Source organism: Paenibacillus sp. 2RAB27, from assembly GCF_052115445.1.
Lineage (GTDB): Bacteria > Bacillota > Bacilli > Paenibacillales > NBRC-103111 > Paenibacillus_E.
Genome location: NZ_JBFRGR010000007.1, coordinates 23944 through 40418, shown reverse-complemented (window position 1 = coordinate 40418; position 16475 = coordinate 23944). Strand labels below are relative to the sequence as shown.

General features: G+C 48.8%; 10 protein-coding genes. All 10 read right to left on the bottom strand.

Features of this window, described 5'->3' with window-relative positions; translation table 11 throughout:
* Positions 1-39 precede the first annotated feature (39 nt).
* On the bottom strand, positions 40-1380 hold the full coding sequence (locus tag AB4114_RS12495) for an FAD-dependent oxidoreductase (RefSeq protein ID WP_441988760.1): 1341 nt from the start codon (positions 1378-1380) through the stop codon (positions 40-42).
* Between the two features lie 32 nt (positions 1381-1412).
* Positions 1413-2234 carry a carbohydrate ABC transporter permease gene (locus AB4114_RS12490; protein ID WP_441988759.1) on the bottom strand — a complete coding sequence of 274 codons (822 nt, stop codon included), beginning with the start codon at positions 2232-2234 and terminating at the stop codon, positions 1413-1415.
* Positions 2235-2252: 18 nt separating this feature from the next.
* Positions 2253-3143, bottom strand: coding sequence for a carbohydrate ABC transporter permease (locus AB4114_RS12485; RefSeq protein ID WP_441988758.1), 891 nt, complete (start codon positions 3141-3143; stop codon positions 2253-2255).
* 241 nt (positions 3144-3384) lie between these two features.
* Complete coding sequence (locus AB4114_RS12480) at positions 3385-5133, bottom strand: S-layer homology domain-containing protein (protein WP_441988757.1); 1749 nt, start codon at positions 5131-5133, stop codon at positions 3385-3387.
* A gap of 75 nt (positions 5134-5208) precedes the next feature.
* On the bottom strand, positions 5209-9915 hold the full coding sequence (locus AB4114_RS12475; protein ID WP_441988756.1) for a cohesin domain-containing protein: 4707 nt from the start codon (positions 9913-9915) through the stop codon (positions 5209-5211).
* 39 nt (positions 9916-9954) lie between these two features.
* Positions 9955-10803, bottom strand: coding sequence for a carbohydrate ABC transporter permease (locus tag AB4114_RS12470; protein WP_441988755.1), 849 nt, complete (start codon positions 10801-10803; stop codon positions 9955-9957).
* Between the two features lie 20 nt (positions 10804-10823).
* The gene (locus AB4114_RS12465) at positions 10824-11693 is read right to left on the bottom strand and encodes a carbohydrate ABC transporter permease (RefSeq protein ID WP_441988936.1); all 870 of its coding nucleotides are present in this window, start codon (positions 11691-11693) and stop codon (positions 10824-10826) included.
* A gap of 101 nt (positions 11694-11794) precedes the next feature.
* Entirely contained in the window at positions 11795-13147 is a 1353-nt protein-coding gene (locus AB4114_RS12460; protein WP_441988754.1) for an ABC transporter substrate-binding protein, read from the bottom strand.
* A gap of 104 nt (positions 13148-13251) precedes the next feature.
* Positions 13252-14688, bottom strand: a complete 1437-nt coding sequence (locus AB4114_RS12455; protein WP_441988753.1) for a helix-turn-helix domain-containing protein — start codon at positions 14686-14688, stop codon at positions 13252-13254.
* Positions 14660-16456, bottom strand: coding sequence for a cache domain-containing sensor histidine kinase (locus AB4114_RS12450; RefSeq protein ID WP_441988752.1), 1797 nt, complete (start codon positions 16454-16456; stop codon positions 14660-14662). Before AB4114_RS12450 ends, AB4114_RS12455 begins: the two co-directional genes overlap by 29 nt.
* Positions 16457-16475: the final 19 nt, after the last annotated feature.

Genomic DNA, 16475 nt, shown 5'->3' with positions numbered 1-16475 from the left:
CTCCTTCCTTATTTAGCGCCACGTATATACCTTTTTTCATTACTGATTCAACACATGTGTTTCCTTAACAGGACCTTCTACGAATTGGCCTCGCGTTTGCAGGATATAACGTATCTCTTCGGCAGAAATCATACGAACATCGCTGAAGCCAGATTTGACGGTTAAGGCTGCTGCAGTGCCTGCTGCTTCGCCAATAGCGCTAATTCCTGACATGACACGGTAAGAAGCGTGGGCCTCAAAAGAACCACTAATACAGCGCGAGCTTAATAGCAGATTGCCAAATCCTTTCGCAATAAGACTGCGATAAGGAATATGATAATACCCTGGGCTCGGCAAAATCGTCATATACTCCTGGTGATTTTTATTTCCATCTGGATCATGGACATCCACATCATAAGCACACGCCGCCACCATATCATCAAACTTGCGAACTTGCAGACAGTCTTCTCCGGTTAACATGTAGTCGCCGACAACTCTGCGGCCTTCACGTACCCCTAGCTTCGTAAAAATAGTCTCAATCTTCGCATCCCGAAATGCTGGGTGCTCCCTGATCGCTTCAACTAATTCATACACTTGAACTTTGCCAATTTCAAAGGCACGTTCAACGGATCCTGGAATCGTGGGATCAACATCGCTTATCGCAGTCGAATTAAACAGGAATGCCTTCCCATCTGGATAAGGAAATGCTAATACGCCCTGACGCATATTCGTGCTGTTCGTTCTCTGTTTCATCGCAACATAATAGGGCTTGAGCGTCTCTTCCAGCCAAAAAAAGCAGCCCCAGCTTGTGACATCCTTTACTTTGAACAGCGAGGGGTCGAATCCAGTCAGCTTGAAAGTAACCGTCGCCATCTGCATCTTTCCATCTTTATCTCGCCCCTTTTGAAACTCAGCTCCTGCCAATGCAGATAAATTCCCATCAGCCGTCCCGTCCAGGAACACGCGACCACATACACGCGTTTGCTTAGAACCAGTGATCGTCACTGAACGAATATTCCCATCTTCCACCTGTACAGCGTCCACTTCGCAGTCCGTCCATACAGTCAGATTTTTCTCTTTTTGAATTAATCGATGATAGGTTTCTTTTAATTCCTGTTCATCATAGCTGGATACCGTTTCCTCATCAAAGGTCAAGCCCGTATTCTGGTAGGCCTGCGGGAATAATTCCTTATGAATCCCCGTGTTCACACATCTTCCATCATGATCACGAAACTTGCATACTAAAGCTATAGCGGCATGGACGCCTGTTCCGCCAATCTCACTCATTTTTTCAATAAGGAGCACTTTACTGTTTAATCTAGAAGCAGCTAAAGCTGCACAAATGCCACCTACTCCTGCCCCAACAATCACAATATCAAAATCGTTTGTAAATTCATTCACGGATATCACTCCTTTATTAAATTTCGCTGCTGTTACCCTTTCAGGCCGCTGCTGGCAATGCCTTCAACAAAGAATCTTTGGAAGATGGCTACGACGATGATGAGAGGAAGCAGCGCCGATACCGAAGCAGCCATAATCAGCGAATAATTTGCACCGTACTCATCTACAAAACTGGAAAGACCTATCGGTAGTGTGAACAATTCACTCGAACGCAGGAAGATCAACGGATTCTCATATTCATTCCAGTGCCATGTAAAGGTCAGTATGAGAAGTGTCACGATGGCAGGCTTCGTTAATGGCAAGCAAATTTGCCAATAGATCCGGAAGAATCCCGCTCCATCCGCTTTTGCTGCTTCAAGCAGCTCATTCGGAATTGTACTGAAAAATTGCCGCATCAGAAACGTTCCGAATACGGTGAAAATTCCCGGTAAAATGACGGCCCAATGGGTATTCACCAAGCCAACGCGATCGAACAGGATAAACCTAGGGACAAGCAGTACCTGAGCAGGTATGATCATCGTGGCCAAGTACATCAGGAAGATTAGATCTCTTCCCTTGAAGTTCAATTTAGCGAACGCGAACCCAGCCAATGAGCTGGTGATGATGGAGCCAACAACCGTAAAGAAAGTGATTTTGGCCGAGTTCCAATAAAACAGAGCAAATTTATATTTGCCACCCCAAACCTCTTCATAATTCGAGAGAATCGGATTTTTGGGAATCCAATTGATCGGGTATTTGAATAAATCAGCTTGGATTTTGAAAGATGAAGAAATCATCCAGATAAACGGGATCAAGACCAATACACCCAAAACCAACATGACAAGCGTTACGCTTAATTTTCGCAAAGATACCACTACGAACCCACTCCTCCATTAAAAGTGCTGCTGCCACTTCTTCTGACTGCGCCATTGAATTAAAGTAATTGAAAAGATGATGACGAACAAAACCCATGACATTGCTGCCGCATAACCCATTTTATAATTCTGGAAGGCAGTGAGATAAATATGATAAGCAATAACCATCGTAGAGTTGACCGGTCCGCCTTGTGTCATCACATTCACAACCGCAAAAACCTGGAAGGTGGAAATAATCAGTGTAATAGCAATCAAGAAGGTCGTTGGTTTCAACATGGGGACCGTGATTTTGAAAAACTGCCTCATCCCTGTGGCCCCGTCAATCGAAGCCGCTTCATATAAATCTTTTGGAATCCCCTGCAATCCCGCCATATACAGCACCATCGTGTATCCGATGTAAGTCCACACGACCATAATGATGATAGCTGGCAATGCCCACGCTGTACTCCCCAACCACTCAGGAGGATTGGCAACCCCTAGTGATCTTAGGAAGGCATTGATGGGACCATCCTGAGCATTGTAAAGCACGCTCCATACCACAGAAACAGCCACCAAACTGCTGACATAGGGCAGGAAAAACAAAGTTCGCAATAAACCTTTGGCATAAACATGTCGATTCAGCAGCACAGCTACAACCAAACCAATCGCCATTGCACTGGGCACCGTTACGCCTGTCAAAATAAAATTGTTCTTTAGTGCATGCCATAAGTAAACGTCATTTACTAATTTTTCAAGATTTCCTAGTCCAGCAAAACTCAGCCCAGCAAAGCCCTTTAAGTAATCCCAATCTGCAAATATCAGCATAAAACTGAAAAGCAGAGGTAGAATGACGAAGAAAAAAACGCCGAGAAAGTTCGGCAAAATAAACAAATAACCCGCCAATTGTTCCTTCATGTTATGTTTGGACACTCGTCGCATGATGCCACCTCATTTAGCTATATTCAACCCATACCCGTATCATAAACAGTAGCGAATCAGAGTGGAATGGCGTGATTTAGGTTGTTACAGCGTTGATTTTAAGATGTAGGGAAACGAATTTAAGAAATAGTGCACTTTAGTTCCCTTATATCCGCGCGAGGCAGCAAACAGCAAAAATCCAGTTGTTATCTRCATACGCAGATGACAACTGGATTTTTTTGGATTCTTCTTATTAGCTCGCTCGAAGATATAACCTGTAGATGACCGCAGCGGCCTGTGCCCTAGTGGATGGAGCTTTCGGCGCGAAGATGTTGCCGCTCATGCCATTGGTAATGCCGGATTGCCGGACAGCAGTTACCGCCTCTAAGGCGTAGCCAGAAATCTGAGCTTGATCTGCGAACGGAGCATCCGGTTCGGATTGCGTCAATCCGGCATTGAGCGTTTCGGCAGCTCTAACTATCATAACCGCCATATCTTGCCTGCTGATCTTGTCATGGATGCCGAAACTTCCATCCTCTTTGCCGTTCACAATGCCCAGCTTCTGTGCTGAAGCGACAGAACTGTAATACCAGGCATCTGGATCCGTATCATGGAACGTCGCTTCTGCTTCGGGATCAACAAGATCGAATGTGCGCATTAGCATGGCAATGAACTCCTCACGGGTCACTTCCCCCCCTGGATTAAAGTTTCCCATGCTAACGCCATCGATCGCCTCTCTTGCCGCCAAGCCTTCAACGGCATCCACGGCCCAATCCGCTCCCGCAAAGTCCTGAAAAGCAACATTAGCATATGTAGCTGCATACTGGCTGAAGTGCTTCGGCTTAAACGCCACTTTGCCTGTTACAGGATTATATTTGCCGTTCTTAATCACTTCCAGCTTACCGTCATCGGAGATGGAGTAGATGATCACTTTGTTCTGGTTCTCTCCGGGCTTCAGCGTATAGGGAATCTCAACTTTCACATCGTTAACGTCGAATTTATCAAGCTTCTTCCCGTTTATGCTCAGATTGAAATCGTATACGGTTTGGCTGCCACCCAGCTTCTCCCGAACTTTCGCTGGCAGTGCGGAAAGATCCGCTTTGGCGACGGATAGCTCCAGATTGCCGCCTGTTTCGCTGACATGCTTCTTCAGCAGATTCGGGTTGATCGAGACCGTTGCAGCTCCGATATCAACCGCAATCGATATCATCTGCTTGTCTTGGGCTGCTTGGACCTGCTTCAGTGGAATTTGCACCTTTACTTCCCTTGCAGCATCCACAGATTTTACTTCGATAAGGATCGTATTCTCTTTCGTGTTGTCGATTGCCTCCTGCAGCTCCTCCGCATTGACGGAGGCGGATGCAACGCCATTGGCATCAGTCTGCGCTTTCACTACTACCACAGTAATAGAAGGCTTTGTCGTCGGTTTCGGCGAAGGTAGTGGAGAAGGTAGTGGAGAAGGTGTTGGCGTAGAATTCGACGAAGGTGAATCGCCGCCAGGGGATGGCGAATCCTGCGAACGAATCTCGAGATTAGCTGCCGCACCTTTCGTACCATCATGCTTGACAAATGCATCCTTCGAATCAAGCCACGCCAGATTGGTCAGTTTGACAGTCGCGCTTCCCTTACCGATTGCTTTGAAGGTAAGCCGATATAGTAGTTGATCTCCCGTTTTCCCCTTCGTTGCGGGAGCCGTTAATGTAGAAGCCAAACGAATCGTGTTCTCCTTAACCTCCGGGGGTACAGGAAAACCTTCAATGACTTGTTTCGTGTCCACATAATGAAGGAGATTGCGGTCATACGTCAACGTGACTTCATGGGCATATAGATCTGTCAGATTTTTCCCTTCCAATGTCACAATAAAAGTATCGTTCACTTTCAGCGTCGAGGCTGACGGGATGAGGTTGAACACATTCTCTTCTGTCTGAGCAGCCACCCCGGCAGGAATCATAGCAGTGCATAGTGCCAGAATGAGATAAATAGCCAATAATTTATGTGTCACTGCAGGCCCCCCCTTCTTCAGATTCAGATGGGAAAAAGGCGCGGAAGCCCTTTCCCCATTCTGTATTCCCATCTATTAGTTGATAATATTTCTCGCCAGATGCGAAAGGTCGTTAATGCCCAGCACTCCGTCTTTGTCAAAATCATACATGGAAATTTCTTGCCAAAGGCTGTTAGTCGCTGCCGATTCGCCGTAACGGCCCGCCATAACGCCCAAATCGCCAAGCCTCATGATCGTATGAATTGACATATGGAACGTGCTGAGCGCATCCTCCAACTTCCGCTTGGCCAAATCGGCAGCCGCCTGAGTTGCTTCGGAATTGGCGGCCGCTGCTCTTGCGGTTGCGACAGCCCCCTTTAAAGCATCGATAGAGGCATTGGGATAATGGCCGTAGAGATGCTCGCCAAGGTTCCTGTTAACCGCTGCAGCTGCAAGGATCTCAGCTTCCACACCGGCAATCGCTGTATGCAGCGCCGTTTTGTCAACGACCATCTGTACACTAAATGCAGGCCCGATGTTGAGCGCAATTTCGTGTCCGAACTGGTCGGAGGCGAGAACGTCAGTGACATAGACGCTGGTTGTCACCGTTGACGAATYGGCCAAAGTTCGGAAGTGCAGCTTCAGCAGGTCCACTGATCCTGTGACAGGGGAATTTAGACCTGCTTCCAAAATTTTAATTTCTCCTGCGCCATTCGTGGAGCCGACAACCGTAAATTTCTCAAGCATGGATTCTACCCCGACATATTGAAGCAGCGCTGGATCGTAATGAACGGTTACCGATTTCGCATATACGCTTGATGTGACGTTAACCAGACTGTAAGTCAAATCCAGCGATTGCCCGATGCTTACGGAGGTCGGTCCAGTCAATATAACGCCTTCCTTTAAGGTTTTGTCCATCTGGAACTGCATGGACCGGAACAGACTTGGCCTCTTCTCATTGCCAATTCCAGAGCCCCATTCCACATAGCCTTTTCTTCCGTTGCCATCATTCTCATTCACGAGCAGAGAGAAGCTCATAACATCTCCGCGTATGGGCTGAATCGGCGTTAGCTCCGACCATGGCAAAGCAAGCTTATAGATCGTCAGCTTCTGCTCCTCATCCCTTGTTACCGCTGCTTCACCATTATGCACAGGCCCTGCAGGCAATCCCCCCATCGTTGTCCAGCGGTATATTTGCGGGCCATCGGGCGTATCCGAAACGCCATACTCATACCAGCCCAGACTTTCGCCAGGAATTCCAGGTGACAAAGCAAACTGAATGCCATCATTATTCCATATATTAGCCCCGGAGGCCGCCGCCGCATGAACATTGTCCTTTATTTTTGCAGTCAGGTACAAATGATCCTGATCATAGTGGAGCCAGATTTGCCCGCTCACTCCAATATTTCCGGTTTGACCGGAGAGCAGGACAGGCTTGCCCTGTGACAAATCGATGGTAGGCGCTAACGCGGAAATTTCCGGCTCTATATGGTCATTGACCGCAATCGCCCCCCTGTAGACCGGATTAAAACTGAGATTTCCTTCATAAACGTATGGCTCCTGCTCCGCAAACTCGACGCGGATGGATGTCGGCAGATCCCCTCCAAGAGCGATCGGGCTAAGCGGGATGCTGAATTGCTGTTTACTGCCCGGGAGCACGTTCGTGTTGACAAGCTCTTGGCCAGACTGTCCTCCAATCCGCCAGGTTATACGGTTAACAGTAAGACCTGCGGCCTTTCTAAAGTTTTCTACATCCACATTCAGCATTTGACTGTATGGCTCTTCAGTCTGCTGCATCACAGGTCTGACAGTAACCTTGTTCGGCTTACCCGTAACTACCTCATGCTGCAGCTTGCCTATCTTATTGCCTGCTTCGTCCAACAAGTGGATCGCTACCGAGCGGAAGCCATCCCGCGTCTCGCCGACAGTGAGAGAAAGCGTTGTCATTTGTCCTCGCATAGCTGCAATTGGATAGCTGCTTTCCTCCATTTTCGCTGTTATAGCGAGCTGAGGCTCAGTCTCGTTTTTCACTGTTAATGTGAACGTATGCGGATCACCTACAGCCCCTTGCTCCMCGAAGACAGCAAACGTGTCGTCCTTTACGATCCGGCTTATGACTCCTTTGATATAAACAGGTTCTCCTGTCAGCGTCATATAGATCTTGCCATTATGCGGTGTGTAAATTTCTGTGTTCCCCATAAAATCCGTAATTTCCACTATGTTGCCCGTTTCAATCACGGCTTGGGTTTCCTCCGATGCCCAGACGACTCTGAGAGCTTCGCCGGCTTTGGAGAACAAATTACTTTTAATCGGGTCGCTGAATGGCTCGATCCTTTCGAAAGTCGCGCCGTCCAGCTGCCTGCTCATGGCAGCATAGCTCGCATAGGCAGGCTTTGGTGTATAAGCCCCCATCGGGTCATCTTTATGCCGAACCAAACCGAAGTTGTCTTCATTATAATCAGCTTTAAGTCCGTCATTCATGAAATCATACCAGTTCATTCGCTCAAGTCCGAGTTCCAGTCCCTTAACAAATCCGCGCGGCAAATAATTGGCCTGTGTCTTCTCGTCGACCCCTTTGGCAGATTGATGTGTCGGCGAGCCGAATTCGGTCACCCAGATGGGTACAAGCTTGCCGTCATTGTATTTCTTAATCAAAGTTTTCAGGTCTCCCAGTTTGGCGAATACCTCATCAGGAGCATTCGGATCCATATAGGTCTGCACAGATACCGCATCCAGATATTTGAGGCCGGCATTTTTATCCTCGCCTTGTCCCACGCCCTTCAGTACACCTTCAATCCAGTTCAAGTCGACACCACCTGAGACAATGCCAACAACCGGCACATCAGGGTACGCAGGCTTGACTACATTGTAGGTCTCTTTCATCAGCTTGAAGTAATAGTCTGGTTGTGAATTGGCAGGACTGTTGCCCCTTTTGCCAAACCCACCATTGAATTCATTGTACACGTTGAACCCGATAAGTTGATCCTTGTAACGCCCCACATAAGCCTTGGCGTATTCGGCAAGCCCCCTTCTTCCCGCATCCGTAAAGGGCGTGCCATTGTTGTCATAGAACGGATTATTGAACGCAGCCACTAAGAGCATCTTGATATCATTCTCCGCAAGCTTCTTCATATAGTCATCCGGTGTAGGAGCAAAGGTATAGACGCCTTTTTCTTTCTCAATGCTGGTCCATTCCATGCCATCCCTGACATACGATGCGCCCATGTATCGGATAAGCTTGCTCAGCTCTTTATTCCATCCAGAGGCAGTCCAGCCCATATGCGTGCTGACGCCAAATGGCGAGTTGCCATTACCGGACGGCAAAGCGGAAGAAACGACCGTGTAAGCTGTTTTTCGGACTAGCGGTTCACTACCGGACTGCTCAGCAGAAACCTCCAGCGTAAAATAGCCCAATTTACTGAAAGGCACTGTTATCCGGGCCTCCCCGGCGTTCGTCCTCTCGCTTCCCGAAGCGACCCGCGCGCCATAAATATCATAAGCGGTCCAATTAAGTATCGGCCTGCCAGATCTGACAATAAAGGCATTTGGCTCATGATCCAGAAAAACATTGCCCAGCGCGGTTTGTTGAATTTTCAGCTCTGGCAGCCAGCCGCCGAGCTGAGCCGTAATCTGATCAACCAGCACAGAGGCTGTTAACCCGCCATTCTTAATGTCAAAACGGTCGAAGAGTATTGTTATGGCTCCAGCCGGCTCATGCCATATCCCATCGTTGGCGCCGTTCCAGTGCGTAAACGACTTCGATCCCATTTGACTGAGTACGATCTGCTGCCAATCGGATGTATTTTGCAAGGTAGGCCGCTGCTCGAACGTTTGCCCCGTTGAGTCTGTAGTTCGTATACGGATGGACTTCAGATCCGAAGTTTTGACCCAGAGGGCAAGTTGTTCAATGTCCAGGTCATCCACCGTCTTTTTTATAGACGCATATGGCGAACCTGTAGGGCTTTTGCTGAAATCCGCTAGTATTTGCCCCGTATAGTTCCCTTTATAGCTTTCAGTTGACTGAATCGCCTTATAGCTGCTCTTGACGGCAGCCGTATCACCGAAGCTAAAGAGCCATTCATCATTTTCTTGCTCAAAGCCGCTGATTACATGATCAAAATCCTTCGGCGGAACCGTTACTTGAGCCGTGATCTGGTCTACCAACACCATAGCCGTTAACGCACCATTCTTAATGTCAAAGCGATCGAAGAATATCGATATGCTTCTGGCAGGTTTATGCCATATGCCGTCGTTGGCGCCGTTCCAGTGCGTAAACGCCTTCGATCCCATTTGACTGAGTACGATCTGCTGCCAATCGGATGTATTTTGCAAGGTAGGTCGCTGCTCGAACGTTTGCCCCGTTGAGTCTGTAGTTCGTATGCGGATGGACTTCAGATCCGAAGTTTTGACCCAGAGAGCAAGTTGTTCAATGTCCAGGTCATCCACTGTCTTTTTTATAGACGCATATGGCGAACCTGTAGGGCTTTTGCTGAAATCCGCTAGTATTTGCCCCGTATAGTTCCCTTGGTAACTATAAACCGCTTCGATTACATTGAAGCTTCCCTTTACGGTCGGCGTATCGCCGAGACTAAAATTCCATTCATCTTTTCCTTGCTCAAAATCACTGATTACGTAGTTAAAATCCGCTGTTGCAAGAGCTGGTTGTCCCGTATTCATAACTGCTTCTTGTACAGATTCCGTTTCTTCAGCTGCATACACGCGGTCCGTATTCCATTGTCCAATACCGTTCCAAATGCCAGACAAACAAATTGCGAGAAGGATTACACCCAACTTTTTTATCATAGGCCATTCATTCCTCCTTATTCTAACGGGTATCCGTTATCATCCTTTGACTGCCGAGCTTGAGAAGCCTTGAATAATATACTTCTGACCTAAGAAAAATACGATGAGCAGAGGCACGACGCCTGCTGTGGCGGCAGCCATCATCAAGTTGTAATCCACGCCTGCTTCCAGCATAAAGTTCTGCATGCCAAGCGGAACCGTGTATAGCTTCTTGTCCAGCAGGAAAATCAGCGCATTCTCATAATCGTTCCACGTCCATGTAAAATCAATGATCGCGAAGGTGGCCAATACGGGTTTGGAGAGTGGCAGGAACAATTGCACGAAAATCCGGAAATGCCCTGCCCCGTCAATGAAGGCAGCTTCGGATATTTCATGCGGAATGCTCATGAAAAATTGCCGGATCATAAATACGCCGAATACCGTAAACAAGCCCGGGAGAATCAGCGCCCAATGGGTATTGTAAATATGCATCCACTCAAACATGATGAATTTCGGGACAAACAGCACTTGCTGCGGAATCATCATCAGACATAAATACAGTAGAAAAATCGCGTTCCTGCCCTTGAACTCAATGCGGCTGAATCCATATGCGGCCAATGCGGCGAGCAGCGGTGCTCCAATCATCAGAAACACCGATATCTTCAGAGAGTTTAGATAAAAGAGGAGAAATCCGTCTCCAGTGGTCCAGACCTTGATGTGATTGATCAACACCGGGTCAAGTGGAATCCACTGAATAGGGTAGGTGAAGACGTCCTTAGGTTTCTTAAACGAAGTGCTGATCATCCAGATCATGGGCAACAGCAAAAGCAAGCTGAACAGGGCCATGATGATGGTATTCAAGCCTTTGCCCAGCCGCTCCTTGATCATTCTGGTACTTCTTGCATTCATGTTGCGTCTTTCCCCCTTCCCTAGTAATGGACCCATTTTTTCTGACCTGCCCACTGAATTAGCGTAATGCATAAGATAAGCAGAAACATGCTCCACGAAACGGCGGACGCATACCCCATTTCATAAAAATTGAATGCTTTCTTGTAGGCGAAAATGGAGAAAACCGTCGTACTGTTGGCGGGCCCCCCCTGAGTAATGGCATAGATCATGCCAAAGCCCTTGATGGATCCGATACAACCGGTAATCATCAGGAAAAGCGTCGTCGGACTGACCAATGGTAAAATAATAAGACGCAGCAATTGCCCGAACGTCGCTCCATCCATCTTGGCGGCTTCCAGCTGCTCCGAGGATATTTCCTGCAGGGCGGCCAAATAAATAATCATGTTGTATCCGATGCCGCCTGCGATCATCATAATGAGCACCGCATACATCGCTGTATCGGGAGAAGCGAACCATTTGGGAGGCTCCGCTATACCGACGGATCTTAAGAAGGCATTAATGGGACCGTTTGCAGGCTGGAACAGCACCATCCAGACGAACGCAATTGCGATACCGCTTGTAAAATAGGGGGCGAAGAAGAAGGCCCGCAGCGTCTTCTGGAGATAGACGCGATTGTTTAACATGACTGCGATCAGAAAACCCAGCATAATCGAAATTGGCACAGGGATTAACACCAAAAGGGTGTTTTTGACCGAAACAGTAAATAAGTCGTCTCTCACCATCATCTTGAAATTGTCCAATCCGATAAAATGCGGTGGTTTCCCGCTAGCGAATACCCAATCCGTAAACATCAAATAAAAGGAGAACAGGGCTGGAATCAGCATGAAAATCATCATTCCGATAAGATTAGGGGCGATGAATACATAGCCGAGCAGCCTCTGCCGTTTCATCCAGTTCACGATCGGTCACCACCTTTCTCTATAATATGGGCTTATGGTAAAGGAGAAGCGCGGCACGGATGTCCCTGCCTCTCCCTTGGTTTTCAGATTCTCTACTTTTTGGCCGCTTGCAAATTCTCGTTATGCACCCGGGCCAGTTCCTTCGCACCTTCTTCGGGAGTCAGCTTCTGAGTGAAAACCTTGTCATAGATGACCTGCTGCTCGATTCCCGTTTTCTTGTCCAGACGGCTTAATCCAAGCGGAAGACTTCCGAACATAACCCGCTTGATGGAATCAATGTCATAGGTATTCTCCACGCCTTTGAACATGAGAGCGATTGCCTCATCTGCGGGAAAGTCCTTGGATGATGGCACTCTTCCGCCTGCCGCCATCGGCAGCATCCCCATATCCGAATACCACTTCATAAATTTCCAGGCTGCTTCCGGCTTCTTGGTACGGGGATTAATGGAGAGCACATCGCCCAGCCCTCCAGCGTTGATATAGTCTTTCTGATCCTTGTTTACCTTGGGAGCCGGTGCTGCAGCTACCTTAAAGGTACGGGGATAATCCTTCACATTGTTAGTGGTCCTGAAAATCTGGTTGGTGGAGAACAGCATTGCCGCTTCCCCTTTCACAAACATCTGATCCAGAGCCGGCTTCGAGGTGATCTGCTCCGTATGCGGCATAATGCTCTTGTCTTTGAACATCATGTCCGAATACACCTGAAGGTCCTTGACCGTCAGCGGATTATCGAAGGCCGAGGTGCCGTCCGGTTTAGTCAGCTGTAAATCTTGTTTCACCATGGAGCCATTGATGGGCACATTAAAGTAATAATCGGATTGCGCCGCTCCCCACACCTTGTCCCCCTTCAGCTTATTGGCATAATCCCTGAATTCATCCATACCCCAGTCCGTGGGAACCTTAAGACCCTTGGCATCCAGCATATCCTTGTTCAACCAGACAAAGGACATGCCTTTCTGGGTAGGAACACCGTAATACTTACCATCCACCTTCCACAAGGAGGCGCCTGTGCCCATTTTTTCGTCGACATTGTAGTCGGTGAATTTGCTCAGATCAAGAGCGTTGCCCGATTTGATCCGCTTCTCATAGAGGCTGAAATCATAGTTCATATACATGTCCACGGGCTGGCTGGAAATAAGCGCAGTATCCAGCTTTAGATTTCCGGCATCGTCATTGACGAACCGCACATACTCCACTTGGATATCCGGATTTTGCTTGTTCCAGTTGTCTACAACAGCTTGAGGACCATTCTCAGGCGGCACGCCTCCCCACATGGTAAGCTTAATTGGATCCTTATTCGCTGCAGCGCTAGGCGCCGTGCTTGCCGTAGGCGAGGCCGTCCCCTCCGCTTGATTGCTGCCCCCGTTTACACCGCAGCCTGCAAGTGCTAAAGGTACTGCCACAAGTGCTGCCAGCCCTGCTGTCATCCATTTTCTGTTTCTCATCTTACCTGTAACCTCCCTGTAATCGGATGTTTGATTCATCTCAACTATACCAAGCTACGCCTTTGCTTCTAAGAGGCGAAACTTGCAGGTTAATAGTACAAAACTTAGATATTGTTCTCCCGCCTGAAGGAGCTGGGCGTTTGTCCAACCAAGCGCTTAAATACCTTGATGAAGTAGGCATCGTCGGCAAAGCCCGTTTGAAAGGCGATCTCCTCCACACTCAGCTTGGCATGCAGCAGCAAGCGTTTCGCCTGTTCGATCCGGATATTTTGCAAATAAGCGATAGGCGTCAATCCGGTTTTTTTGCCAAACACGGTGCTTAAGTAGTCCACATTGATAGCTACCAGTTTGGCTAAATCCGCAACCCTGATATTTTCCTTGTAATGCTCCAGCATATATTGAATCACCCGGTTCACCTCGGGATGGTCCGTAAAGCTGACATGTTCCTTTTTCAGCTGCCGGATATGCTCCCGAATGGTTTGCAGCACATGCGCCAGCAACGATTCATGGCTTATAGCCGAGTTGATTCCCTCATGATCCTCCGATTTCCGTCCTGCCAGCATCGCCACCATATGAAGAAGATGGGACGCCAGCATTTTCACTTCCATATGAGAGAATGAGGAATATTCCATGATATCCCATATACGAGTTGCCACCTCGGCGCATTTGGTTTCATTGCGTTCTTCAAAGCAGCGGATCAGCTCGGCTTCCAGCTCCGCGACGGGCGGCAGCTCATGCCGATCCTTCATCGGGCTTGCCTCACGGCCGTACCAATCGCCATTCAACTGATTCAGCGCAGAGCGCCAATCCTGGGACAGACGGGCCAGACTGCTGCCGGCTGCCAGTCCAGCCGGACAGTTCGGCTTGTTCCAACGGGCATGGTCTGCCTTCTTCTGAAAGCTCCAGCAAAAGAAGGTTGTCTGTCCCCCTTCATAGAAGGATTGGACCAACAGATACGCTTCCGTCCGGATACCCGCCTGATCCGCAGCAGCGGGAACGGCTCCGTTCAGCACGGCAATAATATCAAGCCTCAGACTACGGAATTTCTCCGCTGCCGCTGCCGTTCCGGCCTGATCCTCATGAACCAATGCGCCTGTTCCCCGGATGCCCGACCAGGTGCGGTGATACAGAGGATAAAGCGCCTCTCCCGCATCTCGAAGCTCTTCAAGCAATTCCCCCTTGATCCGCGCCAGGTTTTCCAACAGCACATCATCATTTAAAGACAGCTTTAATAGATAATTGAAGGCGCCGTATTGAAGGGCGTCCCGGGCGTAATCAAAGTGGCTCATGGCCGTCAGCATAATAAACCGGCTGCGAATTCCCGCCTTCCGCGTTTCCTTCAGCAGTTCAATCCCGTCCATGCCCGGCATGACAATATCGGCAATCACGACATCGGGCCTAAACTCCAGGATAGCCGCCAAAGCCTCCCTTCCGTTACCCGCCTCACCCGCAACACAAAAGCCGTGGCGTTCCCAGTCCACCGTTTCCCGGATGGCCTCCCGAACATAACCTTCATCTTCCACCAGCAAAACCGTCCACATGCCCACTATCTCCTTCCTGTGAATAAGGTGTCGCAATCAACAATGGCAGCTGGACCCGGACCAGGGTCCCTTCCGCGCCGGATACAAATTCTATGGCGCCCTCCCGCTTAAAAAGCAGTTGCAGCCTTTCTTTCAGATTGCTTAGTCCGATCCCGTGTCCGCTTCGCCTTACCGGCCTGCGGGCGGCCTCTTCCATGCCGATGCCGTTATCTTCCACCTCCAGAATAAGTTCGCTTCCCTCCGCCTTGACCCTGACCCAGATGGTGCAGCAGCCTTTGGCTGCGTCAAAGCCATGGACGATGGAATTCTCCACCAGAGGCTGCAGACTAAACCTTGGAACCAGAGCGTATTGAACCGACTCATCCATTTCATAATGGATGGTGAAATGATCCCTGAAGCGAAACTCCTGTATGGATTCGTAGGAGCGCAATAGTTTGATTTCTTCTTTAAGGGTGACCAGCTCAATTTCCGAGCTGAGGCTTGCCTCCAGAATGAACCCCAAAGAGGTACAGATGCCCGCGATCGCTTCCTGTTTTTCTCTTCTGGCCATCCATTTGACCGTGTTCAAGGTGTTCAACAGAAAATGCGGGTTCATTTGGGAGAGCAGCATTTGGAATCGAACCGCCTGCTTTTGCCGCTCCTCCAGCTTAAGCTTGTTTATGAGTACGACGACATCATCAATCATCCGGTTGAAGCTTTCGCCAAGGGAGCGCACCTCGTCCGTTGCACCCTTGCCGACGGATATTTTGACATTCAGCTTCTTGTCCGATGCTTCCTCCATGCTCCGCTCCAAGACATACAGCGGCCCCGTCATGCGAGCCGACAGGAAGATGGTTACAAGCACGAAGGCGATGACCAGAATCGTCAGAAAGAGGAAAACGATAAGCCTTAACCGCTGGATCTCCTGCTGCAGCTCGTTTAAAGGCATTTGACTGACCACATACCAGTCCAGTTCCTCCAGATAGCTGTAATTGACAAGAGACAAGGCGCGTTCGTCCTCGAAATGTCCTTCCTGCGCCCGTGCAGACATGATCCTTTGCATCATATCTCTGCTGACAGCTGGTTCCTTATTTTGCAGAACAACCTCTCCTTGGCCGGTAAAGATAGTCAGATCCTGGTTGGCCGGGCTATCCTTTAACGTGCTGCGGAACCATTCTTTGATATTGATGCTGATGCGCGCCAGTCCGAAATTCCCCCGTAGTTGGTCGTCCAGGATAGTGTACAGGCTCAGAAGCTTGCTCCCTTGGCTGCCGTTCACATCATTCCAATCATCTGCCACCCAGCGGTATGGATGAGAACCGCTTTTCAGCTTATTTTGCCAATCTTGCATTTCTTTCAGCCCATTGGACAACTTGCCGTTGGGAGCATAGGAGGTGTATACATTGCCCTTCCGGTCGATGAATCTAAAATACAACTCCGTCTGATGGAAGAAAAAACTGTTGTTGATTCCAAACATTTTGCTTTCAATCACTTTCTTTCGCTCAAGGGGATCATACTTGTCCGGATTGTCCATAATCTGGATCAGACTCTCGTCCTGGCTCAGCATGATGTTCGCCTTATAGGCGAAAGCCATCATATCCGTCAAGGACACATGAACCTGCTGCATACGCTCGGACATTTGGTCCATCATGTCCTTCTGGCGAATGGATTCGAAATGCTGGAACAAATAAAAAATGGCAACGCACAAAGGAACCATCAGCAGGGTGATATAAGCCATGATAAGCCTGAACTTCAAGGTGTTCGGAAGCAAGTAGCGCCAGATTGTCATCGTAATGATTCACTCCCCT

Excerpts from the sequence above, each read along its gene's own strand:
- AB4114_RS12470 (WP_441988755.1), bottom strand. The coding sequence starts at position 10,803 with ATGAATGCAAGAAGTACCAGAATGATCAAGGAGCGGCTGGGCAAAGGC.
- AB4114_RS12465 (WP_441988936.1), bottom strand. The coding sequence starts at position 11,693 with ATGAAACGGCAGAGGCTGCTCGGCTATGTATTCATCGCCCCTAATCTT.
- AB4114_RS12460 (WP_441988754.1), bottom strand. The coding sequence starts at position 13,147 with ATGAGAAACAGAAAATGGATGACAGCAGGGCTGGCAGCACTTGTGGCA.
- AB4114_RS12455 (WP_441988753.1), bottom strand. The coding sequence starts at position 14,688 with ATGTGGACGGTTTTGCTGGTGGAAGATGAAGGTTATGTTCGGGAGGCC.
- AB4114_RS12450 (WP_441988752.1), bottom strand. The coding sequence starts at position 16,456 with ATGACAATCTGGCGCTACTTGCTTCCGAACACCTTGAAGTTCAGGCTT.